The sequence below is a fragment of the Polaromonas aquatica genome (assembly GCF_042659145.1).
GTDB classification, from domain to species: Bacteria; Pseudomonadota; Gammaproteobacteria; order Burkholderiales; family Burkholderiaceae_C; genus Polaromonas; species Polaromonas aquatica.
The window spans coordinates 1-23,897 of sequence record NZ_JBHSRS010000015.1 but is presented as its reverse complement, the minus strand read 5'-3'; the positions used below and the strand labels follow the sequence as shown (position 1 = coordinate 23,897).

Genomic DNA, 23,897 nt, shown 5'->3' with positions numbered 1-23,897 from the left:
GTCCCCGAAGGACTCGATTTCACTCCCACTCAATAGTGGCTGGCGGCTTGCTGCTGACGTCGTAGGTCACGCGGTTGATACCGCGCACTTCATTGATAATGCGGCCCGACACCTTTTTGAGCAGCGCGTAAGGCAGCTCAGCCCAGTCAGCCGTCATGAAGTCGCTGGTTTGCACTGCGCGAAGGGCCACCACATAGTCGTAAGTGCGGCCATCACCCATCACGCCCACACTTTTCACTGGCAAAAACACCGTGAAGGCCTGGCTGGTCAGGTCGTACCAGGTCTTGCCGGTCTCGGCGTCCTTGAAGTTGCGCAGTTCCTCGATAAAGATCGCATCGGCACGGCGCAGCAGGTCGGCGTATTCCTTTTTGACTTCGCCAAGAATCCGCACGCCAAGGCCTGGGCCGGGGAAGGGGTGGCGATAGACCATGTCGTGCGGCAGGCCCAGCGCCACGCCCAATTCGCGGACTTCGTCCTTGAACAGCTCACGCAGCGGCTCCAGCAGTTTCAGGCCCAGCTGTTCCGGCAGGCCGCCGACGTTGTGGTGGCTCTTGATGGTGACGGCTTTTTTGCTTTTGGCGCCGCCGGACTCGATCACGTCGGGGTAAATCGTGCCCTGGGCCAGCCATTTGGCGCCTTTATGGCCGCCGTCGCCAGCTTTAAGGCGCGCTGCCTCGGCCTTGAAGACTTCGACAAACTCGCGGCCAATGATTTTGCGTTTGGCTTCCGGCTCACTGACACCGGCGAGGTGTCCAAGAAACTGGTCGCTGGCATCAACACGTATGACCTTGGCGTGCAGCTTGCCGACAAACATGTCCATCACCATGTCGCCCTCGTTCAGCCTGAGCAGGCCGTGGTCGACAAACACGCAGGTGAGCTGGTCGCCGATGGCGCGGTGAATCAGAGCCGCAGCAACCGATGAATCAACCCCGCCCGACAGGCCCAGGATGACTTCTTCATCACCAACCTGGGCGCGGATTTTTTCCACCGCCTCGCTGATGTAGTCGCCCATGACCCAGTCCTGGCGTGTGCCGCAGATGTCCAGCACAAAACGTTTGAGGATGGCATTGCCCTGTTTGGTGTGCGTGACTTCTGGATGGAACTGCACTGCATAAAACTTGCGGTCTTCATCAGCCATGCCGGCGATAGGGCAGGAGTCGGTCGACGCCATGAGCTTGAAGCCGGGCGGCATTTCGGTGACCTTGTCGCCGTGACTCATCCAGACATCGAGCATGCCCTGGCCTTCGGGCGTGGTGTAGTCGGCGATGTCCTTGAGCAGCGCCGTGTGGCCGCGGGCGCGCACGTCGGCCGAGCCGAATTCGCGCTTGTGGCCGGTTTCAACCTTGCCGCCAAGCTGCTGTGCCATGGTTTGCATGCCATAACAAATACCGAGCACCGGCAGGCCCAGCTCGAACACGGCTTGCGGCGCCCGGTCGGTGCTGTCTTCTGTGACACTGGCATGGCTGCCCGAGAGGATCACGCCCTTGAGCGTGCCGTCCTTGGCATATTCGCGGACCCAGTCGTCCGTCACATCGCAGGGATGGACTTCGCAAAACACGTGGGCGTCGCGCACGCGGCGGGCAATCAGCTGGGTGACCTGGGAGCCGAAATCGAGGATGAGGATTTTCTGGTGTTGCATGAGGGGCTAGTCTTCAGGGCAAAAAAGAAAAAGGCGTCTGGTTTATCAGACGCCTGTGGGCCGGTTCAAGGTTCAATCAGCCCTGTAATTGGGGGCTTCTTTGGTGATCTGTACGTCGTGGACATGGCTTTCGCGTATGCCGGCAGCGGTGATCTCGACAAACTCTGCCTTGTCGCGCATGTCTTCGATGGTGGCGCAACCGCAGTAACCCATGCTGGCACGCAAACCGCCCGCCATCTGGAACACGATGGCCACCATGGAGCCCTTGTAAGGCACCCGTCCCTCAATGCCTTCAGGCACCAGCTTGTCGGCATTCGGGTTGCCGGTGCTGGATTCCTGGAAGTAGCGGTCCGCACTGCCCTGCTGCATGGCGCCTATGCTGCCCATGCCGCGGTAACTCTTGTAGCTGCGGCCCTGGTACAGGATGACTTCGCCTGGCGCTTCTTCGGTTCCGGCAAACATGCCGCCCATCATCACGGTATTGGCGCCCGCGGCAATCGCCTTGGCGATGTCGCCGCTGTAACGGATACCGCCGTCGCCAATCAGGGGAACACCGGTGCCACGCAATGCGGTGGCAACGCTGTCGATCGCCATGATCTGCGGCACGCCAACGCCTGCCACGATGCGGGTAGTGCAAATGCTGCCCGGGCCGATGCCGACCTTGACGCCGTCTGCGCCAGCTTCAACCAGCGCCAGCGCTGCTGCACCGGTTGCGATGTTGCCGCCGATCACATCAATTTGCGGGTAGTTCTTCTTGACCCAGCGTACGCGCTCAATCACGCCCTGGCTGTGGCCGTGGGCCGTATCAACCACGATGGCATCGACACCCGCTTTGACTAGGGCCTCTACGCGTTCCTCGGTCCCGGCGCCCACGCCAACCGCTGCACCCACACGCAAGCGACCTGAAGTGTCGCGGGCAGCATTGGGGAAATTGGTTTGCTTGGTGATGTCCTTGACGGTGATCAGACCCTTGAGTTCAAAGGCCTCATTGACCACCAGCACACGCTCCAGCTTGTGCTTGTTGAGCAGGGCCTTGGCTTCGGCTGCGGACGTGCCTTCCCTGACCGTGATCAGCTTGTCGCGCGGCGTCATGATCTGGTGCGCCTTGACGTCGTAGCGGGTTTCAAAGCGCAGGTCACGGCTGGTGACGATGCCTACAACCTTGCCGCCGTCGCATACCGGGAAGCCGGAGATGCCGAGCTGCTCGGAGAGCTCCAGGACCTGCAGGACGGTGTGCTCGGGCGTGATCACCACGGGATCACGCACCACGCCGGACTCGTAGCGCTTGACCTTGGCCACATGCGCAGCCTGCTCCTGCGGCGTCAGGTTTTTATGCACGATGCCAATGCCGCCTTCCTGTGCAATGGCGATGGCCAGCCGGGCTTCGGTGACCGTATCCATTGCTGCCGACACAAGCGGCAGATTCAGGCGGATATTGCGGGAAAACTGGGTGGAAAGCGAGGTGTCCTTTGGCAGGACCTGGGAGAACGCTGGCACCAACAATACGTCGTCGAAGGTGAGCGCTTTGCCGAGTAGGCGCATAGGGATGGCTCCAAAAACACGATTGTACCCGCGCCGCTGGGTAGTAACCCGGACACCCAAAATTTGGGGATCAAGCGACAAAAGGTTACAAACTGAATCCGGCAAGTATTGCCTGTGACAAAACGTCCTTTGTAAATTTGCGCTGCACCGCTATACACTCGGCGGATGGACTTCAAATCTGTTTCAAAAACCCTGGTTTTGGCCCTTGCCGGCGCGTCTTTTTCGCTCACGGCATTGGCCCAGTGGCAATGGCTTGACAAAGACGGCCGAAAGGTTTTCAGCGACCGCTCCCCCCCGGCCGAAGTCCAGGAAAAGGACATCCTGAAGCGGCCGGCCGGAAGCGCCAGGCCGGCGCCTCCTCAAGTGACCGCTGAAGCAGGAGGCCCGGCCGCAAAACCAGCCGATACGGCATCAGCACCTCTTGCAAAGGCAAGCGCGCCGAAACTCTCGGGCAAGGACGCCGACCTGGAAGCAAAGAAGAAAAAAGCTGAAGCCGATGAAGCGGCCAAGAAAAAGGCTGAAGAAGAAAAGCTTGCAAAAACCAGGGCTGACAATTGCGAACGGGCCAAAACCAGCCTGGCCACACTCCAGTCCGGCGTGCGGATGGCGTCAGTCAACGCCAAGGGTGAACGTGAGGTTTTTGACGATGACCGGCGCGCCGCCGAAACAAAGCGTGCACAGGACGTCATCGACGCCAGCTGCAAGTAAGCTCCGGCTACTCCAGCCGTTCGCTTCAATAACCCGCCTTGCCCCCTGCCCTTGTCGCAGAAAAAAGCCCTGCCCTTTTGGCGCCCTGGCGGCTGAAGCGTTCCCTGCGGGCAATTTTGGGATCCACCCTTAGCCCGCGATAGATCTCCAGGCGATCATTTTCACGCAGGATATGGTTCTGGCCCGTGCGCTTACCCCAAACCCCAAGCGTCAGCGTCCGGGACTGCAGGTCCGGGAACTCCCCGAAGACCGGGCTTTGCGCCAGGGCTTGCGCGACGGTGCAGCCACTGGGAAGATCAAGCAACCATTCACGCACCTGCCGGGGTGCGGGTGAGTAGAAGAGCAATACCTTCATGCTGAATGCGCAGGCCTAAATCTCGCCGTAGACCTGGCCGGCCCTTTTGACAAAAGCATCCACCAGGCTGCCCGCGATCTTGTCAAACACCGGACCCACCATGGCAGCCAACGCTGCGTTGTCAAAGTCATAACGCAGGCTGAACTCGATCTTGCAGGCCCGCTCGGAGCCTTTGCCGACCGGCGTGAAATCCCATTGCCCGTCCAGTTGAGAAAAAGGTCCGTCCACCAGTTTCAGGGAGACCTTGCGGTCTTTGACATGCGTATTGCGGGTGGTGAAGCTTTGTTTGAGGCCCGCCATCCCGAGCCCGATCCTGGCGGTCATGCCGTGGGCGTTTTCCTCTATCACAACAGCTTCATCGCACCAGGGAAGAAACTGCGGATAGCTGGCAACATCCGTGACCAGGGAAAACATTTCGGCAGCGCTGTACCAGATCAGGACGGACTTGTGGACAGTTTTCATACAATGGAGAGTTGCGCGCAATTGTATTAGTCGACGGCGCCCTTATTTTGTAGTCATGGCCACCAAAGAAGCATCCTCCTCAAAAAAACCAGCCGCGGCATCTTCAGGCAAAGCTGATTCAAAGCTTTCGCCCAAGGCCGCAGCGGCAGCCATACGCATTGCAGACAATAAAAAGGCGCTGTTCAACTACCACATTGAAGAGCGTTTTGAGGCCGGCATGGTGCTCGAAGGCTGGGAGGTCAAATCCTTGCGTGAAGGCAAGGTGCAGTTGACCGACGGTTATGTGGTGATCCGCAATGGCGAACTCTTCATCATTGGCTGCCAGATCAACCCTCTTGGCACGGCCTCCACCCATGTGCGGCCGGATTCGGTGCGGACCAAAAAGCTGCTGATGCACAAGGATGAGATCCGCCGCCTCATCGGCAAGATCGAGCAAAAAGGTTTCACCCTGGTGCCGCTGAACCTTCACTGGAAAGCCGGCAAGGTCAAGTGCGAGGTCGGCCTGGCCAAGGGCAAGGGCGAACACGACAAACGTGACACCATCAAGGACCGCGAAGGCAAACGCGAGGTTGAACGCGCCATGAAATCCAGGAGCCGCTAGGCATCCAAAGCGGTTTTTTTGAACGATTTCGGCGGGCGGTGGAATAAACCGGGCCTGGCCGGTGTTTATTCCGGTGCAGACATTTGCTGCCTAACCTTCACCCGGAGTCTTTCATGAAACTCTTGTCCATCGCCCTGATCACCGCGGCCCTGCTGGGCGGCTGCGCCTCCATGAACGCCGCCACCCCGGCCAAAGTCGCCGACGGCGCGCTGGTCGGCCCCAACGGCATGACCTTGTACGTTTTCGACCGCGACACCGCCAACAGCGGCAAATCCGTCTGCAATGGCCCTTGCGCGACCAACTGGCCGCCGCTGATGGCCACGGATGCCGACAAGCCCACCGGCGACTACATGGTCATCACGCGTGATGACGGCAAAAAACAATGGGCCATGAAAGGCAAGCCGCTGTATTACTGGGCCAAGGACAGCAAGCCCGGCGACAAGACTGGTGACAACTTCATGAACATCTGGCACGTCGCCAAGCCCTGAAGGGGCCCGGTGCGGAAACCAGCCATGCGCCACACGACCACGACCCTGGCCGCCAGCCATGACTGATTTTCCGCTGACCGAACACATCCCCAGCCTGCGGCGTTACGCCCGTGCGCTCACCGGCGATGCCTGGACGGCCGACGACCTGGTGCAGGACACGCTGGAGCGCGCCTGCGCCAAATGGCGCTTGTGGACGGCCGGCAGCGACCTGCGCACCTGGCTTTTTACCCTGATGCACAATATTTTTGCAAACCAGGTGCGCAGCGCGGTCCGGCAGAGAGCTGCGGGCACCGCGGTCAATGTGGATGATGTTGAACATGAGCTTGTTGCGCCAGAAAGCGCTGCCTCGCAGTCGCTGGACCTGCAGCGCTGCCTGATGCGCCTGCCGGAAGACCAGCGAGCGGTGCTGCTGCTGGTCAGCCTGGAAGACCTGTCTTACGAGGAAGTTGCCAAAATCATCGGTATCCCCATGGGCACGGTGATGTCGCGCCTGTCACGGGCACGGACCCGCCTGCGGGAGCTGATGGAGGGACCTGCTGCTGCCGGCACAGTACGTGCCATTCACCCCGAGTCCCCCGCCCCGCTCAGGCGGCTGAAATAAGGGCACTGAACATCATGGACAGGAAAAACGAACCTATGCAGGACAAGATCAACGCGCTGGTCGATGGCCGTTTGTCTCCCGTCGAAGAAGCCGAAACAAGGGACAGGCTGGCCGGCAACCCGGCTGCTCAGGAAACGTTAGAAGCCTGGCAATCGCAACGCGAAGCCTTGCGCGCCCTGCATCGCCCTTTATTGGATGAACCGATTCCGGAAACCCTGCTGGTTGCCGCACAACGCGGGCAACAGGGCCGGCAGCAGCTTGACCGGTGGTGGCGCTGGGGCGGCATGGCCGCAGGCGTGATGCTGGCATTCGGCGCGGGCTGGTTGTCGCATGGCCGGCTGGATAACCAGGCATCCCGGCAAATGGCGTCCGCGCCCATGCGCGCGGCGCAGAATTTCGTCCACCAGGCGTCGCTGGCGCATGCGGTGTTTTCACCTGAAGTCCGCCACCCCGTGGAAGTGACGGCGGCGCAACAAGAGCATCTTGTGCAATGGCTGTCCAAACGGCTGGATCGCCCGCTGAAGGTGCCTGTGTTGACGGCGCAGGGTTATGAACTGGTCGGCGGCCGGCTGCTGTCCGGTGACGGTGGCGCCCGTGCGCAGTTCATGTTCCAGAACGCAGCCGGCCTTCGACTGACGCTTTACCTTGGCGCCGTGGATACGGCTTCACCAGCCAAGGCTGCGGCGTCCCGACCCCAGACCGCACAGGAAACTGCCTTCCGCTACAGCGGCGACGGTCCGGTGCCTTCGTTTTACTGGGTGGACCAGGGCTTTGGTTATGCGCTCAGCGGGACCGTCTCGCGCGAGGAATTGATGAAACTCGCGCAAGCCGTTTACCAGCAACTTTGACGCAAGCGCACGCGTAAATCAAGAACAAATCTGCCTCCAGCCAAGGCAGAACGAGCGCAACCAGCTATCCATTTGATAGCGGCTGCGCCAGCTTTTTTACTTCAACCCGCGCAGCGGATGCGTTTCAGCCGTCCAGGGACTGGCAAAAAACGCATCGGCCATGCCCGGCTTCACGTCTTCAATACGCGCCGGCAACCATTGCGGTTTGTAGTCCTTGTCAACGGCCAGCGCACGTATGCCTTCCACCGTTTCGCTCCGGGCACCCGGCCTGAGGTGGAAACACTGGTGCACCATGTCGCGCTCCATGCGCAGGTCATCGGCCAGGCTCATGCTGCGCGCGCGACGGACCTGCTCCAGCGCCACGTGCAACATCAACGGTGAACGTTTGCGCAGGACGCTGGCGGTTTTTCCGGCCCAGGGGTCATCCTTCGCGGCTTCCAGCGCGTCAACGATGTGTTTGACCCTCTGCAGCGAAAAATAAGTATCAATATGGCCCGTGGCCCCCGAAGAACGTTCGGGATCAGCTATGAATTCAGTAGCAACCCACTGATCGGCTTCCGCGCCTGACACAAAAACCCGGCTGCCCAGTGCATCCCAGAGCGCGGGCAATTGCGCCGCGTCGCGCTTGATGTCGGCAAGACCAAAGCCAATCGCCTCGTCGGCGCCTATCACCTCACCGGTCAAGGCCAGGTACTCGCCAACGTGGCCCGGGCAGCGGCTCAGGAAGTAGCCGCCGCCTACGTCGGGGAACAGGCCGATGTTCGTTTCGGGCATGGCCATCTTGGTGTGCTCCGTGACGATACGGACTTTTGCGCCCTGGCTCAGTCCCATGCCGCCGCCCATGACAATGCCATCCATAAAGGCGATGTAGGGCTTGGGATAGCTCTGGATCAGGTGGTTGAGGCTGTATTCCTCGGTGAAAAAATCCTCCAGTGCGGAATCGCCAGCCAGCGCGGCCTGGTGAAAAAACCGGATGTCGCCGCCCGCACAAAACCCGCCGAAACGGCTCTCGGGTGTGCCGGGCTGGCCATGCTTGTTGGTGCCGCGAATCGCCACCAGCAACACCGCCGGGTCATCGCGCAAGGCGGTTAGTGCTGCTGTCAGGTCGCGCACCATCTGCAGGCTGAGGGCATTGAGCGCCTTGGGGCGGTTCAGGGTGATAAGGCCGGCACTGCCGCGCCGCTCGACAATGATGTCGCTCTTGATTTCCGTTTTCAGGGTTTCTGCATTCATAACTTCTGTCTCCATCCAATCAATTCGTTAATCACCAGTGCGGCGATAACCAGTGCACCACCGGTCAACACACTCGCACCCGGCACCTCCCCTGCACCCAGCCAGGCGAGCAGGATGCCAAAAATAACCTCCAGCAGCGCCAGCAGCGCGACCTCTGGCGCCTTGAGCACGCCGGCGCACATGACCGACAGCACGCAGGGAATGGCCAGCTGGACCAGGCCCAGCAGGCCCAGCAGGCCGATGTCGTGCGGGGTTGCGGAAAACGGCAGCGACAGCGGCAGCGTCGCCAGCGAAGAAATCACGGCGCCTACCAGCACCGCGGGCACCAGGTCTATCTTCTGGCCATGCGCCCGGCTGTGCTGCACCACCGTCCAGTTGACGGCGCTGGCCAGCGGCACCAGCAAGGCCACCAGTGTGCCGCCCAGGTGGCTTGAGAGATCCACCTGCCCGCCATACATCCAGGCGATGCCGGCACCGGCCATGCTGATGGCCACCCAGGTCCGCGCAGGAATGCGGTAAGCGGTAAACACCCGCGCCAGCAAGGCCGTGATGAAGGGACTGAGCGCCATGGTCACCAGCACATTGGCCACGGTGGTTAGTGTCAGCGCGACCATAAAGGCCGTGAACATCACGCTCCAGCAGACGCCGGACAACCAGAGTGCCGGGCCGCCGTTGCGAATCCTTGAAAAAACGGCACGGCCCTGTACCAGCGGCAGGATGACGAGCAATGAAGCCGCCGTGAAAAAACTGCGCCAGAAGGTCACTTCAAAACTGCGCGCCGACTCCAGCTGACGCGTCACCACACCCGCGATGGACCACATCAGGGTGACCAGAACCATGAGGGCCACAGCCCTGGGATGCGTGAGTTTCATGAAACAGCTTGTGCTGCGGACAGCGAAGTACAAGAAAAAAGGCCGCTGCCCCGCAGCGGCCTTATGACCTTATTTTGACCTCATTCAGGCCGGCAGGGCCTGAAACATCCAAAAGGCCGCCCGATTAACGGCCAGCGCGCTTGCGCTCGCTTTCCTTCAGGTAACGCTTGCGCAGGCGGATGGACTTGGGCGTGATTTCGACCAGTTCGTCGTCCTCGATGAATTCCACGCCGTATTCCAGCGTGCACTCGATGGGCGGCGTGATCTTGATCGCGTCTTCCTTGCCGGACACCCGGAAGTTGGTCAGCTGCTTGGTACGCGTGGCATTGACCACCAGGTCGTTGTCGCGGCTGTGGATGCCGACGATCATGCCTTCGTACACCGGGTCGTTGGCCTTGACGAACATGCGGCCGCGGTCGTCCAGCTTGCCCAGGGCGTAGGTGAAGATTTCACCGTCGTCCATGGAGATCAGCACGCCGTTTTTACGGCCGCCGATGTCGCCCTTGTGCGGCTCGTAGCTGTCGAAGATGTTGGAGATCAGGCCGGAACCACGGGTCAAGTTCAGGAACTCGTTGGTGAAACCGATCAGGCCGCGGGCCGGGATGCGGTATTCCAGGCGCACACGGCCACGGCCGTCCGGCTCCATGTTGACCAGCTCGCCCTTGCGCTCGCCCAGCGCTTGCATCACGCCGCCCTGGTGCTGCTCTTCGATGTCGGCCGTCACCAGCTCGATAGGCTCGTGGCGCACACCATCGACATCCTTGTAAACCACGCGCGGCTTGGATACGGCCAGCTCGTAACCTTCGCGGCGCATGTTTTCCAGCAGGATGGTCAGGTGCAACTCGCCCCGGCCCATGACTTCGAAGATACCTTCTTCGTCGGTTTCCTTGACGCGCAGCGCCACGTTGTGTTGCAGTTCCTTTTGCAGGCGGTCCCAGATCTGGCGGCTGGTGACGTACTTGCCTTCGCGGCCGGCCAGCGGGCTGGTGTTGACGCAGAAGTTCATGGTCAGGGTCGGCTCATCGACCTTGAGCATGGGCAGCGGTGCCGGATTGGTTGGGTCGGTGATGGTCACGCCAATGCCGATGTCGGCAATGCCGTTGATCAGCACGATTTCGCCGGGGCCGGCTTCGGTCGCCTGAACACGTTCCAGGCCCTGGAAGGTCAGGACCTGGTTGATACGGCCCTTGATGGCCTTGCCGTCCGGGCCTTCCATGACCACCACATCCATCATGGGCTTGATCGTGCCCTGGCTGATACGGCCCACGCCGATACGGCCCACGAAGGTCGAGAAGTCGAGTGCGGAAATCTGCAGCTGCAGCGGCGCAGCGGGATCACCCTTTTGCGCGGGTACGTGCTTCAGGATGGTGTTGAACAGGGCCGACATGTCGGGACCCCACTGTTCATTTGGAGGACCTTCTTCCAGCGAGGACCAGCCGTTGATGCCGGAGGCGTAAACCACCGGGAAGTCGAGTTGCTCGTCGGTCGCGCCCAGCTTGTCGAACAGGTCGAACGCGGCGTTGACCACCTTGTCGGGGTTGGCACCGGGCTTGTCGACCTTGTTCACCACCACGATGGGCTTGAGACCCAGGGCAAGGGCCTTCTTGGTCACAAAACGCGTCTGGGGCATGGGGCCTTCCTGCGCATCGATCAACAGCACCACGCCATCGACCATGGACAGTGCACGTTCCACTTCGCCGCCGAAGTCGGCGTGGCCCGGGGTGTCGACGATGTTGATGTGCGTGCCTTCCCAGCTCACGGCGCAGTTCTTGGCCAGGATGGTGATGCCACGCTCTTTTTCGATGGCGTTGTTGTCCATCACGGTATCAACGACTTTTTCGTGTTCGGCGAAGGTGCCGGACTGGCGCAGCAACTGGTCGACCATGGTGGTCTTGCCATGGTCGACGTGGGCGATGATGGCAATATTGCGGATTTGTTTATGGCTCATGGTTGGCTTTCTGGAGACTTGAAACTTGAAACGGATAACGATAGAAAAAAATCAGGAATGCAGGGACGCAACCATCCGGTCGGGGGGCTCCAATGCGAAGCTTTCAAGGCGGCGTTGTGTGGTTTTCAGGATGTCCTGTATTTCAATCGGGCTCAGCAAGCGCTGGGGTATCAACTCATCGGCAGTGATGTGGGCGGAGCCCAAAAACGCCTGCGCAGCTCCGGCCTGTCCTGAGCTTGACGAAGGGCCGTACACCTGCACCAGGGGCGCGTCGGCACCCCACTGCCCCGGCTCACCCCTGCGGCGCAAGCCACTTAAAAGGCGTCCTGCATTGTCCGCGTCCAATGTGACAGACGGGTACGCAGCTACCAGCGACTGCGGCGGCAACAGGCAGGCTTCTCGCTCCGGCTCTGTCATGGCTTCTAGCGCGGCCAGGCTCACGCACTGCCCGGCAACAAAACCACCGGTTTCCAGGCGCCTGAGCGAACCCAGGTGTGCGCCGCAGCCAATGGCCTCGCCGATGTCTTCACCAAGTGTGCGTATGTAGGTGCCCTTGCTGCAATTCACTACTATTTTGATAGCTGCTTGCGCGCGTGGGTCCTGGGCTGGAGCCATATCCAGCTTGAAAATCGTGATGTGGCGGGCTTCCCGCTCGACTTCTTCACCCTTGCGGGCGTATTCGTACAGCGCCTTGCCGTCTTTTTTCAGCGCCGAATACATGGGCGGAATCTGCGCCAATGGACCGGTAAAACGCCGTGTCATTTCGTCCAGCAGCTCCGGCGTGATGGCCGGTATCGGCCGCGTCTCGATCACGTCGCCTTCGGCATCGCCGGTGCTGGTCTTCTGGCCCAGCAGCAGCACGGCTTCATAAGTCTTGTCGGCATCGAGCTGGATCTGGCTGAACTTGGTCGCCGCGCCAAAACACAGCGGCAACACGCCAGTCGCCAGCGGGTCCAGCGTGCCGGTATGGCCGGCCTTGTCCGCCCGCAGCAGCCATTTGGCTTTTTGCAGCGCCTGGTTGCTCGATAAGCCCAGCGGCTTGTCGAGCAGCAACACGCCGTGTACGGGACGTCGCTGGATCTTTTGACGATGACTGGGTGATGTGGACATAAGCGTTTCGACAAGCTCAACGCGAACGGAACACCCGCTCGCGGTGGGGTACCGTTCACCCCGAGCCTGCCGAAGGGGAACGGTACGCTTTAGTCGTCCTGGGCGCGCGAAGAAACTGCCTTGGCGATCAGGGCGTTCATGTCGGCAGCACGTTCTGTCGTGCGGTCAAAATGGAAATGCAGAGTCGGCACTGTATGCGTCATCAGGCGTTTGAACAGGCCGTTGCGCAAAAAGCCGGCAGCCTGGTTGAGCGCTTCCTCGCACTCTTTCGGGTCGCCGACCAGCACGCTGAAGAACACCTTGGCGTGTGCATAGTCGGGCGTTACCTCGACGGCCTGCACGGTCACCATGCCCACCCGCGGGTCTTTTAGCTCGCGCGCGATCAACTCCGTCAGATCCCGCTGGATCTGATCGGCAACACGAAAGCCGCGGTTGGGGGTAGAACTCTTTTTTCTCACTGTTTAATCAATCGCAAGCGGCAGGAGATCAGGTTCAGTGCAAGGCGCGTCGTCGCAGGCAGTACCGAGGTACGACAAGACGACTGCAACGCAGCAATGGACCTGATATCGTGGCGCGCTTTATTTTTACAAAGTACGGGCAACTTCCTTGATTTCAAAGAACTCGAGCACGTCACCCTCTTGAATATCGTTGTAGTTCTTGATATTCAAGCCGCATTCGAAAGTTTCCTTGACTTCCTTGACATCGTCCTTGAAGCGCTTGAGCGAGTCGAGTTCACCCGTGAAGATGACCACGTTCTGGCGCAACAGGCGCAACCTGGCGGTGCGGCGAACCACACCTGCGGTGACCATACAGCCGGCAATGGAGCCGATCTTGCTGACCTTGAACACCTGGCGAATCTCGGCCGTACCGATGACTTCTTCCTTCTTGTCGGGCGTCAACATACCGGACATGGCCGCCTTCAGGTCATCCACTGCATCGTAAATGATGTTGTAGTAGCGGATATCAATACCGTTGCCTTCGGCCTGCTTGCGCGCCTGGGCATCTGCGCGGGTGTTGAACCCGATCAGCACGGCCTTGGAAGCGATCGCAAGGTTCACGTCGGATTCGGAAATACCGCCAACACCCGAGTACACCAGCTGGACCTTGACCTCGTCGGTCGACAGCTTGAGCAGCGACTGGGCCAGCGCTTCCTGCGAACCCTGCACGTCGGCCTTGATGATGATGGGCAGCATCTTGACCTCGCCGGCACCGATGTCGGAGAACATGTTCTCCAGCTTGGACGCCTGTTGCTTGGCCAGCTTGGTGTTGCGGAACTTGCCTGCGCGGTAGGTCGAAATTTCACGGGCACGGCGCTCGTCGAGCATGACGATGAAGTCATCACCGGCTTGCGGGACTTCGGTCAGGCCCTGGATTTCCACCGGGATCGATGGACCCGCGGTCTTGATCGGCTTGCCGTTCTCGTCCAGCATGGCACGAACCTTGCCGAAGGTTGAACCTGCCAGCACCACGTCACCGGCCTTGAGCGTTCCGGACTGAACCAGAACGGTGGCCACGGGGCCGCGGCCCTTGTCGAGGCGGGCTTCAATCACGAGGCCCTTGGCCAGCGCATCCACCGGCGCCTTGAGCTCCAGCACTTCGGCCTGCAGCAACACCTGTTCCAGCAACTGGTCGATACCGGCACCGGTCCGGGCGGACACGGGCACAAACGGTGAATCGCCGCCGAACTCTTCGGGCACAACCTCTTCGGTCACCAGCTCGCCCTTGACGCGGTCAAGGTTGGCATCGGGTTTATCGATCTTGTTGATCGCAACAACGATGGGAACGCCGGCAGCCTTGGCGTGCTTGATGGCTTCCTTGGTCTGCGGCATCACGCCGTCGTCGGCGGCCACCACAAGGATCACGATGTCGGTCGCCTGGGCGCCGCGGGCACGCATGGCGGTAAACGCCTCGTGGCCTGGGGTATCCAGGAAAGAGATGACGCCGCGCGGTGTTTCCACGTGATAGGCACCGATGTGCTGGGTAATGCCGCCGGCTTCACCGGAGGCCACCTTGGCACGACGGATGTAATCGAGCAGCGAGGTCTTGCCATGGTCAACGTGGCCCATGACGGTGACCACAGGAGCGCGCGGCAGCATTTCGGCTTCCTGGCCCTGCACATCGTCGTCGGTAAACGCTTCTGGATCGTCCAGTGCTGCCGTCACGGCCTTGTGGCCCATTTCTTCCACCACGATCATGGCGGTGTCCTGGTCCAGCGGCTGGTTGATGGTCGCCATCTGGCCGAGCTTCATCAGGTGCTTGATGACCTCGGACGACTTGATGCTCATCTTGTGTGCCAGTTCACCCACGGTGATGGTTTCCGGCACATGGACTTCAATGACCTTGAATTCGGTCGGTGCGACAAACGTTGACTCGGGACGTGCGTCGCGGTCATTGCTGCGCCGGCCACGCGGGCCGCCGCGGAAGTTGCCGCGACCGGGTATGACGGGCGCACCACGGCTTGGCAGGCCCTTTTTCTTGGCTGCGTCGTCTTTCCAGGTCGAAGACAGGTTCTCCGACTTGACTTCCTTCTTGCCTGCAGCGCCGGGCGCTGCGGGCGCACCCGCTGCAGCCGGTTTGGCAGCGCCTGGCGCGCCAGCCGGCTTGTGCAGCGTGCCCTTGATGGCCGCCTTGGGGTCGACGTGGGGAACCAGAACGCGCTTGGGCGCGTTCATCATGGCGCGGATGCCTGCAGCTTCGGCTTCGGCCTTGCGGCGTCGTTCCTGCAGATCCTGCGCCTTGGCCGCATCGGCCTGGAACTCGGCCGTAGCCTTGGCTTTGGCGGCAACCTGTGCAGACACCTGAGCGGCGGCGGCTTCAGCAGCCTTGCCAGCCTGCTCGGCAGCGGCGATTTCCGAGGCCTTGACGGCCTGGACTTCCACTGCGGACGGAGGGGTCTGCTTGATATTCCTTCCGACGACAGGCTTGGCTTTTTCTGCGGCTTCTGCTGCCGCCTGGGCCGCAGCTTTTGCGCGTTGTTCCTCGGCCTGGCGCTCCTGCTCCTGGGCGGCTTCCCTGGCATCCTGCTCTTCACGCAGGCGGCGTTTTTCCGTCAGCTCTGCTTCCTGGCGGCGCAGCAGTTCAGCGTGGCGGTTGGCTTCTTCTTCACGGCGGACCAGTTCGGCGTTATCAACCACCGGCGCCTGGGGTGCAGCCGCTACTTCGGGCACTGCTTCCTCGGCAGCCGCCTCGGAGCCGTCATCGCGCTTGACGAAGGTGCGCTTCTTGCGCACTTCCACCTGGATGGTGCGCGCCTTGCCGGTGGCATCAGCCTGCTTGATTTCGCTGGTGGATTTTTTCACCAGCGTGATTTTTTTGCGCTCGGCCGACACGGTGCCGTGGCTGGCCTGCAAATAGCCGAGCAGCTTCTGCTTGTCGGCCTCCGACAAATGGTCGCTGGCTTGTGCCTTGGCGACGCCTGCGCTGGTCAATTGCTCGATCAGGGTTGCAGGGGATTTATTGAGTTCAGCTGCGAATTCAGCGACGGTAGTGGTACTGGACATATTTGGTTTTCCTGACTGGCCTCCATGATCATTGCTCTTGGGCCGCTGCTGGCTTTTCAGGCTCGGCAGGGGCATCGGCGGCTGCGGCGTCATCGGTAAACCAATGCGCGCGTGCAGTCATGATCAGGGCCGTGGCGTCTTCTGCAGACTGGCCGGTGATATCGGTGAGTTCGTCCGTGGCCAGGTCGGCCAGGTCGTCGCGGGTGTTGACGCCCGCCTCATTCAGCTTGGCAATCAGCTCGGGGGTCAGGCCCTCGACATCGCGCAGGTTCTGCGAGATGCCTTCGGCGCTTTCTTCCTTGGCGATTTCCATGGTCAGGAGTGCGTCCTTGGCGCGCGTGCGCAGCTCATTGACGGTGTCCTCATCAAACGACTCGATCTCGAGCATCTCCTGGATGGGCACATAAGCCACTTCTTCGAGGCTGGTAAAGCCTTCGGAGATCAGGATGTCGGCGATTTCCTCGTCCACGTCGAGCTTTTCCATGAAGAGCTTGCGGCTGGAGTCGGTTTCCGTCGCCTGCTTTTGTGCAGACTCGTCGGCCGTCATGATGTTGATCTTCCAGCCTGTCAGCTCGGCGGCCAGGCGCACGTTCTGCCCGCCGCGGCCGATGGAGATGGCCAGGTTTTCTTCGTCCACCACCACGTCCATGGCATGGCGCTCTTCGTCCACCACGATGGACGAGACGTTGGCCGGCGCCAGCGCACCGATCACGAACTGCGCCGGGTCTTCGCTCCACAGCACGATGTCGACGCGCTCGCCGGCTAGTTCGTTGGTCACGCCGTTGACGCGGGTACCGCGAACGCCGACGCAGGTGCCGATGGGGTCGACGCGCTTGTCGTGCGACAGCACGGCGATCTTGGCGCGCGAACCGGGATCACGGGCGCAGGATTTGATCTCCAGCAGGCCCTGCTCTATCTCGGGCACTTCCTGGCGGAACAGCTCAATCATGTATTCAGGTGCGGTACGCGACAGGATAATGGGCGCGCCACGCAGTGTGGTGTCCACTTCCATGATCATGGCACGAACGCGGTCGCCGGAGCGCAAGTTCTCTTTCGGGATCATGTCGCTGCGGCGCAGGCGGCCTTCAACCCGGCCGGACTCGACAATGATGTCGCCCTTGTCCATGCGCTTGACGGTGCCGACAAAGATCTTGTCGCCGCGCGACATGAACTCGTTGAGCAGCATTTCGCGCTCGGCATCACGGATTTTCTGCAGGATGACCTGTTTGGCAGCCTGTGCGCCAATACGGCCGATAGGCAGGCTTTCGACCGGCTTTTCGATGTAGTCGCCTTCTTCGATGTCGGCGATTTCGTCGCGTGCATCGCTGACCAGCTCTTCGGCTTCGGGATTCTGCAAACCGGCTTCGTCGGGCACGACAAGCCAGCGGCGGAAGGTCTCGTAGTTGCCGCTGTCGCGGTCAACCGCAACACGGATATCGACTTCACCGGGGTAAATCTTTTTGGTGGCTTGCGCAAGGGCGAGCTCGACCGCGCCGAAAACCACGTCGCGTTCGACATTTTTCTCGCGCGAGATGGCATCGACCAACATCAACATTTCGCGATTCATTTCACAAGCCTTTCACTCTAATATTTCTAACTGATTCAGTTTTCAGGCTGCGCATCCGCAGCTGGGGCGCCCTTGGCGGCTTTTGGCTTTCGCCCCTTGAAATCAACCACGGGCGCCAGGCGCGCCGAATGGATTTCATCCAGCGTGAAGCCCAAAGCCTGCAAGGGGGCCGAAACCCGCTTTTTGCTGACTTTCTGGCCTGGCTTGACCGCCGGCTCGTCGCTCCACACAATCTGCCAGCCCGCCACGCCATCCTTGGGCTCGGCGTGCTCCAGCGTTCCCCGAAACTTTTTCTGGTTGGCCGACACGGTCGATCCCGCCGTTGCCGCCACACCAATAGGCGCCTTGAGGGTGAGGTCTATCAACTCACCGGCAAAACGCTCAAAATCCTTTTCACTGCGCAGCGGCCTGTCTATGCCCGGCGAGCTCACCTCAAGCCGGGAATAGGCCGCGCCTTCGACTTCCAGTACAAACTGCAGCTGGCGCGTGACTTTTTCGCAATCTTCGGCATTGATGAATTGCTCGGCATCCTTGACATACGGCATGTCAATCGTCACGCGCAACAAGCCACCGCCCGTGCGCTCGATATCGACCAGGTCGTAACCAAGTCCCGTGACGGTTTGCTCAATCGTGTCGTTCGTGCTGAGTGATGCCATTCAATATCTAAAAAGCAGTGCCAAAAATAGTTGCCAAATAACCAAAATGCAAAAACAAACGCCCAAAAAAAATGGGCGGTGAAAACCCGCCCATTTGGTCGTGAAGCTCGTATTGTAACCTGTGAAACAGGCCTGTGCAAGCAGTTTGCGTGCCCGGTGTTACATGGGCATGGAAGAAACCGGCGCATGGGCCGCGACCAGCGTTCTTGTGTAAGGATGGCGCGGGGAGTCCACTATCTGCGCCAAAGCGCCGGACTCGACAACTTCGCCGTCTTTCATCACGATGACCTGGTGCGCCATGGCGCGGATCACGTCCACATCGTGGGTGATCAGCAAATAACTCAGGCCACGCTCTCTTTGCAGCCGCTGCAATAGCGCCAGCACCTGTTTCTGAATTGTTACATCCAGCGCACTGGTCGGCTCGTCCAGCACCAGCAGTTGCGGCTCGACCATCAGAGCCCTGGCGATGGCCAGGCGCTGGCGCTGCCCGCCTGAGAACTCATGCGGGTAACGCTGCAGCAGGCCGGGAAACTGGGCTTCCAGCATGCCCACATCGGCCAGGGCCTGCAGTACTCGCTGCTGCCTTTGCGCTTCGTCCAGCCCGGGCTGGTGAACAAGCAAGCCCTCCCCGACGATGGCTTCCACCGTCATGCGCGGCGACAGCGAGGAAAAAGGATCCTGGAACACCACTTGTATGGCCCGGCGCAGGGCCTTGTTGCCGGCTGTATCACGGCTCCAGGCCTTGCCCGTGACCTCCAGCTGCCCCTGGTGCGGGTGCAGGCCGAGGGCCGCCAGCGCCAGGCTGGATTTGCCAGAGCCCGATTCGCCTATCACCCCCAGCGTCTGGCCGGCCGGAATGTCAAAACTGGCGCCCTGCACGGCCACAAACTCGCTCTTTTTAAACCAGCCCCTGAAGCCCGGTACCGACACCGGGTAACTCACGCGCAGGTCTGTTGCCCGCATGACGGGGGCCAATGATGAGTCCGGCAGTATTTCAAGCAGATCGCGCGCCGGCGTGCTGTCTATCAGCTTGCGGGTATAGGGGTGCTGCGGGCTGGCAAAAACGTCGGCCACCCTGCCCTGTTCCACGATGTGGCCGTTTTCCATGACGGCGACGCGGTCCGCAAAACGGCGCACCAGGTTCAGGTCGTGGGTGATCATCAGCACGGCCATGCCGTTTTTTTGCTGCAAATCGGCCAGCAGGTCCAGAATCTGACCGCGCACCGTGACATCCAGCGCGGTGGTGGGTTCGTCCGCCAGCAGCAGTTTTGGTTTGCAGGCCAGCGCCATGGCAATCATGGCGCGCTGGCGCTGGCCACCCGAGAGTTGGTGCGGAAAGGACTGAGCCCGCCTGGCAGGCTCGGAAATCCCCGTATCCGCTAGCAATTTAATAGCTGCCTGCGCTGCATCCACGGTGGCCAAGCCCATTTTCAGTTCTAAAACCTCGGCGATCTGGGCCCCCACGCTGAAAAGCGGGTTCAGGGCCGTCATGGGCTCCTGGAAGATCATGGAAATGTCCTGTCCGCGAATGCCGCGCAACTGGCGCTCGAGGATGGCCAGCAGGTCGACTTCGGCATCACGTCCTTCAAAAACCGCGCTGCCGCTGACGGCGGCGTTCTGCACCAGGCGCAGCAGGCTCAGGGCCGTGATGGTTTTGCCGGAGCCCGATTCGCCGACCAGCGCCAGCTTTTCACCCGGCGCAATATGGAAGTCAATGCCGTGCACGACTTCCTTGCCGGCAAAAGAAATCCGCAGGTTTTTGACTTGAAGCAGTGCTTTTTTCATGACTGTTCCGCCTTTCGCGGGTCCAGCGCATCGCGCAAGGCATCACCCATGAAGGTCAGCAGCAGCAAGGTCACCACCAGCACCGCAAACGTCGACAGCGAAATCCACCAGGCATCAATGTTTGCCTTGCCCTGGTTCAGCAACTCACCCAGCGACGGCGTGCCAGGCGGCACTCCCAGGCCCAGAAAGTCCAGCGAGGTCAGCGCCAAAATGGCCGCACTCATGCGAAAAGGCAAAAACGTCACCACGGGCGTCATGCTGTTGGGCAGGATGTGACGCCACATGATCTGCAGGTTGCTCACACCCAGCGCCCTCGCCGCCCGCACGTAGTCCAGTTGCCGATTGCGCAAAAACTCGGCACGCACATAGTCGGACAGGCCCATCCAGCCAAACAGGCTGAGCAAGAACAGCAGCAGCGCTACGCTGGGCGCAAAAACAGCGCTGAAAATAATCAGCAAATACAGCTCGGGCATGGAGCTCCAGATTTCCATGAAGCGCTGGAACACCAGGTCGGTCTTGCCGCCTGCATAACCTTGTATGGCGCCGGTGATCACACCGATGACCACCCCGATCACGGTGAGTGCCAGCCCGAACAGCACGCTCAAACGAAAGCCGTAAATCAGCTGCGCCAGCAAATCCCGGCCACGGTCATCGGTACCAAACAGGTTGTCCTTTGAGGGCGCCGAAGGATTCGGCTCCTTGGCGAAGTAGTTGATGGTTTTCGGGCCGTAAGGATTCGGCGGGTAAATCGCCCAGTTGCCGTCCTGCTTGAGTTTGCCCTTGATAAACGGGTCCAGGTAATCCGCAGGCGTGTCGAAATCACCGTCAAAGGTTTTTTCCGAATAGTCCCTGACCAGCGGGAAATACAGCTGCCCTTTGTAACTGACAACCAGGGGTTTGTCGTTGGACAACACATCGGCAAACAGGCTGATGACCACCAGCGTGGAGAAGATCAACAAACTCCAGAAACCGAGCCGGTTGCGCCTGAAACGCTGCCAGGCGCGCCTTGAGGGAGAAAGAGATGGCGTGGGGATCGTCATGGCTCAATCAAATTTGACGCGGGGATCGACCCACACATAACAGAGGTCGCTGACCAGCTTGGTCACCAGTCCGATCAGGGTAAACAGGTAAAGCGTGCCCAGCACCACCGGGTAGTCGCGCCGGATCACGCTTTCATAACTCAGCAAACCCAGGCCGTCGAGTGAAAAAAGGGTTTCAATCAGCAGCGAGCCGGTAAAAAAAGCGCCTATAAAGGCCGCCGGAAAACCCGTGATGATGGGAATCAGCGCATTGCGGAACACATGTTTCCAGAGCACCTGGCGTTCGCTCAAACCCTTGGCACGTGCCGTCAACACGTATTGCTTTCGGATTTCTTCCAGAAACGAGTTTTTGGTCAGGACGGCAGTCACAGCAAAGCTGCCCAGCACCATGGCAATCACAGGCAAGGTGATGTGCCAGAGGTAGTCGGTGATTTTTGCGCCCCAGCTCAGGGTTTCCCAATTGGACGAGGTCAGCCCGCGTAGCGGAAACCACTGCAACTGCCCGCCAAACACCACAAGCAGCGCAACACCAAGTACAAAGCCGGGAATTGCATAACCAACCAGCACCACCAGCGTGGTGACAAAGTCAAAGCGCGTGCCGGCCCGCACCGCCTTGGCCACGCCGAGCGGCACGGCTATGAGGTAGCTGATAAAAAAGGTCCACAAGCCCAGGCTGATGGAAACCGGCATCTTTTCCTTGATCAGCTGCCAGACATCCTTGTGCTGGTAAAAGCTGTTGCCCAGGTCAAAGCGCGCAAACTGGCCCAGCATCTGGAAGAGGCGCTCATGCACGGGTTTGTCAAAGCCGTAAAGCACCTTGATCTCCGCAATGCGCTGCGCGTCCACGCCCTGCCGCCCGCGGTAACCGGCGCCGGATGCCGCGGCACGCTCGCCGCCCGAATCCCGCCCCTGCAACTGCGCCACCATCTGCTCAACCGGCCCGCCCGGCACAAACTGCACCATGGTGAAAGTCACCAGCAGCACGCCCAGCAGGGTCGGGATCATCAGCAACAGGCGTTTGAGGATATAGCTGGCCATGGCTGTGCCTTTATTTGTTTGAGGCCGATGCCCACCAGGTGCCCATGGCCCAGGTGTCGGCTTCGTAATACGGCGGGATGGTGGCCGGAAGCACAAAGGCACCGGGCCGGTAACCAATCAGGAAGGCGTCGCCATAGTATTGCGGGACTGAGTAATAACCGTTGGTCAGCACGCGGTCCAGGGCGCGCATGGCAGCACCCAGTTCTGGCCGGGTGGTGGCCGTCAGCACTTTTTGCAGCAACGCATCCACGGCCGGATCTGCAATGCCCCAGACGTTGGAGGAGCCCGGCGTTTTTGCAGCGGCAGAACCCCAGCGGTCCAGAAGCTCGCTGCCCGGCGCCATGCTGCCCGGCAGGCGCATGGTGGTGATTTCAAAGTCAAAGGCATCCATCTTCTGCTTGGCCAAAGAGAAATCGACCACGCGGTAGGTCATGGTGATGCCCAGCTTTTCCAGTGCTTTCTGGAAGGGCCCGACGATGCGTATCAGCGAAGGCTGGTCGTTCAAGAACTCCATGGTGAAGGCCTCGCCCTGGGCATTGCGCAGCGCCCCCTCACGGTAGGTCCAGCCAGCGTCTTTCAGTAAGGCCTGGGCCTGACGCAGGTTCTCGCGCAGGCTGCCCGGCGGTGCGGTGCTGGGCGAAACCGGCACCGGCCCGAACACTTCCGGCTTGAGTTTGGCACGCAAGGGCTCCAGCAGAGCCAGTTCGTCGGGCTTGGGCAGGCCTTCGGCATGAAATTCGCTGTTGGGAAAATAGCCGTTCACGCGTTTGTAGATGCCGTAAAAGAGCTGGCGGTTCATCCACTCGAAGTCCATCGCCAGGCCGATCGCCTGGCGCACCCGCACATCCTGGAACTTTGGCTTGCGCAGGTTGAACACGTAACCCTGGAAGTCGCCCGGGTTGAGGTTTTCAAAAGCCCGCTTGACCAGCTCACCGGAGCTGAACTGCTTGCCGGTGTACTGGCGGGCCCAGTTGCGCGAGATGAACTCGCGCAAAAAATCGTACTCACCGGCTTTCAGGCCTTCAAAACGCGAGGTCTCGTCGAGGTAGATCTTGTAGGTTACGCGGTCAAAGTTGAACTGGCCCTTGCGCGTAGGCAGGTCCGCGCCCCAGTACGCCGGGTCGCGCACATAGGTGATGTCGCGGCCCATTGCAAGGGATGCCAGCTTGTAGGGGCCGGAGCCTATGGGCGGGTCCGACACGATCTGGTCAAAGGGTTTGCCGCCGCCCCAGCGTTTGCTGAACACCGGCATGCCGCCCACCACCAGCGGCAGCTCGGGGTTCGGCGTCGCAAAATCAAAACGCACGACACGATCGGAAACGACAGTGACGGCCTTGACCTCCGCGTAAATCATGCGGTACTGCGGCGCCGCCAGCGGGCCGGTGAGCTGTTTGTACGAATGCAGCACATCGCTTGCAAGCACCGGCTGACCATCATTGAAGCGTGCTTTCCCGTTCAGCCGAAAGGTTGCGGAGAGCTTGTCGGGCGAAACCACCACGTCATCTGCCAGCAGGCCGTAGGCCGTGGTCGGCTCCTCGGAATTGCCGGTGAGCAGGCTTTCGACCATCAGCGTGCCTATTCCGTAGGGTGCCGTGCCGCGCAGGGTGAAGGGGTTGAACTTGTCGAAGTTGGTGGGCCGGGTCGGTGGCACCATGCGGATTTCACCGCCTTTGGGCGCATCCGGGTTGACATAGCCGAAATGGGTGAAGCCGGCCGGGTATTTGATGTCGCCGAACTGGGCGTAAGCGTGGGCCGCCTCTGCGGCCGGGGCAACACATGCCACCAGCGCCATCACCAGGGCACGTAAAAAAGGAAAATCCCGGGAGGGTAGGGAGAAGGCATCACTGCCTTCCCCCCCCCTAAGAACCGTACTTGCGACTTTCACCGCATACGGCTCACGCACG

The 23,897-nt window shown here is 60.6% G+C and carries 21 protein-coding genes; 5 read left to right on the top strand and 16 right to left on the bottom strand.

The annotated features are described in order from the left end of the window. Positions 1–19 precede the first annotated feature (19 nt). Together guaA and guaB are read right to left on the bottom strand one after the other, a co-directional pair. Positions 20–1,639 carry a glutamine-hydrolyzing GMP synthase gene (guaA, locus tag ACFQND_RS06455; RefSeq protein WP_371438663.1) on the bottom strand — a complete coding sequence of 540 codons (1,620 nt, stop codon included), beginning with the start codon at positions 1,637–1,639 and terminating at the stop codon, positions 20–22. A 72-nt stretch (positions 1,640–1,711) separates the two neighbouring features. Next, complete coding sequence (guaB, locus tag ACFQND_RS06450) at positions 1,712–3,181, bottom strand: IMP dehydrogenase (RefSeq protein ID WP_371438662.1); 1,470 nt, start codon at positions 3,179–3,181, stop codon at positions 1,712–1,714. 165 nt (positions 3,182–3,346) lie between these two features. Here guaB and ACFQND_RS06445 point away from each other — a divergent pair, with 165 nt between their 5' ends. Further along, entirely contained in the window at positions 3,347–3,889 is a 543-nt protein-coding gene (locus ACFQND_RS06445) for a DUF4124 domain-containing protein (RefSeq protein ID WP_371438661.1), read from the top strand. A gap of 25 nt (positions 3,890–3,914) precedes the next feature. Here the strand turns inward: ACFQND_RS06445 and ACFQND_RS06440 are convergent, their stop codons facing one another. Continuing rightward, entirely contained in the window at positions 3,915–4,244 is a 330-nt protein-coding gene (locus tag ACFQND_RS06440; protein WP_371438660.1) for an RnfH family protein, read from the bottom strand. A gap of 15 nt (positions 4,245–4,259) precedes the next feature. Beyond that, complete coding sequence (locus tag ACFQND_RS06435; RefSeq protein ID WP_371438659.1) at positions 4,260–4,706, bottom strand: type II toxin-antitoxin system RatA family toxin; 447 nt, start codon at positions 4,704–4,706, stop codon at positions 4,260–4,262. 55 nt (positions 4,707–4,761) lie between these two features. On the opposite strand from ACFQND_RS06435, the gene smpB reads away from it, so the two are divergent. The 4 genes from smpB to ACFQND_RS06415 all read left to right on the top strand — a co-directional run bounded on the left by smpB (position 4,762) and on the right by ACFQND_RS06415 (position 7,244). Continuing rightward, positions 4,762–5,307, top strand: a complete 546-nt coding sequence (gene smpB, locus ACFQND_RS06430) for an SsrA-binding protein SmpB (RefSeq protein WP_371438658.1) — start codon at positions 4,762–4,764, stop codon at positions 5,305–5,307. Positions 5,308–5,420: 113 nt separating this feature from the next. Further along, positions 5,421–5,795 (top strand): COG4315 family predicted lipoprotein, encoded by a 375-nt coding sequence (locus ACFQND_RS06425; RefSeq protein ID WP_371438657.1) that lies wholly within the window; start codon positions 5,421–5,423, stop codon positions 5,793–5,795. Between the two features lie 58 nt (positions 5,796–5,853). Continuing rightward, positions 5,854–6,396, top strand: a complete 543-nt coding sequence (locus tag ACFQND_RS06420) for an RNA polymerase sigma factor (RefSeq protein WP_371438656.1) — start codon at positions 5,854–5,856, stop codon at positions 6,394–6,396. A gap of 14 nt (positions 6,397–6,410) precedes the next feature. Next, on the top strand, positions 6,411–7,244 hold the full coding sequence (locus ACFQND_RS06415; RefSeq protein WP_371438655.1) for an anti-sigma factor family protein: 834 nt from the start codon (positions 6,411–6,413) through the stop codon (positions 7,242–7,244). A 96-nt stretch (positions 7,245–7,340) separates the two neighbouring features. On the opposite strand, the gene ACFQND_RS06410 is transcribed toward ACFQND_RS06415, so the two are convergent. From ACFQND_RS06410 to ACFQND_RS06355, 12 genes are all read right to left on the bottom strand, one after another. Continuing rightward, complete coding sequence (locus tag ACFQND_RS06410) at positions 7,341–8,477, bottom strand: enoyl-CoA hydratase/isomerase family protein (RefSeq protein ID WP_371438654.1); 1,137 nt, start codon at positions 8,475–8,477, stop codon at positions 7,341–7,343. Then, positions 8,474–9,349 carry a DMT family transporter gene (locus tag ACFQND_RS06405; RefSeq protein ID WP_371438653.1) on the bottom strand — a complete coding sequence of 292 codons (876 nt, stop codon included), beginning with the start codon at positions 9,347–9,349 and terminating at the stop codon, positions 8,474–8,476. The genes ACFQND_RS06410 and ACFQND_RS06405 overlap by 4 nt, the downstream gene beginning before the upstream one ends. A gap of 124 nt (positions 9,350–9,473) precedes the next feature. Next, positions 9,474–11,297 carry a translational GTPase TypA gene (typA, locus tag ACFQND_RS06400; RefSeq protein ID WP_377412655.1) on the bottom strand — a complete coding sequence of 608 codons (1,824 nt, stop codon included), beginning with the start codon at positions 11,295–11,297 and terminating at the stop codon, positions 9,474–9,476. Between the two features lie 51 nt (positions 11,298–11,348). Next, a complete protein-coding gene (gene truB / locus ACFQND_RS06395; RefSeq protein ID WP_371436250.1) occupies positions 11,349–12,407 on the bottom strand; it encodes a tRNA pseudouridine(55) synthase TruB in 1,059 nt (352 codons plus the stop codon). Between the two features lie 89 nt (positions 12,408–12,496). Then, positions 12,497–12,865, bottom strand: coding sequence for a 30S ribosome-binding factor RbfA (gene rbfA / locus ACFQND_RS06390; protein WP_309683221.1), 369 nt, complete (start codon positions 12,863–12,865; stop codon positions 12,497–12,499). 126 nt (positions 12,866–12,991) lie between these two features. After that, positions 12,992–15,907, bottom strand: coding sequence for a translation initiation factor IF-2 (gene infB, locus ACFQND_RS06385; RefSeq protein WP_371436249.1), 2,916 nt, complete (start codon positions 15,905–15,907; stop codon positions 12,992–12,994). A 28-nt stretch (positions 15,908–15,935) separates the two neighbouring features. After that, the gene (nusA, locus tag ACFQND_RS06380; RefSeq protein WP_371436248.1) at positions 15,936–17,474 is read right to left on the bottom strand and encodes a transcription termination factor NusA; all 1,539 of its coding nucleotides are present in this window, start codon (positions 17,472–17,474) and stop codon (positions 15,936–15,938) included. A gap of 35 nt (positions 17,475–17,509) precedes the next feature. After that, on the bottom strand, positions 17,510–18,130 hold the full coding sequence (gene rimP, locus ACFQND_RS06375; RefSeq protein ID WP_371436247.1) for a ribosome maturation factor RimP: 621 nt from the start codon (positions 18,128–18,130) through the stop codon (positions 17,510–17,512). Between the two features lie 159 nt (positions 18,131–18,289). After that, positions 18,290–19,915: an ABC transporter ATP-binding protein gene (locus ACFQND_RS06370; RefSeq protein WP_371436246.1), complete on the bottom strand. Its 1,626-nt coding sequence runs from the start codon at positions 19,913–19,915 to the stop codon at positions 18,290–18,292. After that, the gene (locus ACFQND_RS06365; protein ID WP_371436245.1) at positions 19,912–20,955 is read right to left on the bottom strand and encodes an ABC transporter permease; all 1,044 of its coding nucleotides are present in this window, start codon (positions 20,953–20,955) and stop codon (positions 19,912–19,914) included. The genes ACFQND_RS06370 and ACFQND_RS06365 overlap by 4 nt, the downstream gene beginning before the upstream one ends. 3 nt (positions 20,956–20,958) lie before the next feature. Next, positions 20,959–21,993, bottom strand: a complete 1,035-nt coding sequence (locus ACFQND_RS06360) for a microcin C ABC transporter permease YejB (RefSeq protein WP_371436244.1) — start codon at positions 21,991–21,993, stop codon at positions 20,959–20,961. 10 nt (positions 21,994–22,003) lie between these two features. Then, positions 22,004–23,785, bottom strand: a complete 1,782-nt coding sequence (locus ACFQND_RS06355) for an extracellular solute-binding protein (RefSeq protein WP_371436252.1) — start codon at positions 23,783–23,785, stop codon at positions 22,004–22,006. Positions 23,786–23,897: the final 112 nt, after the last annotated feature.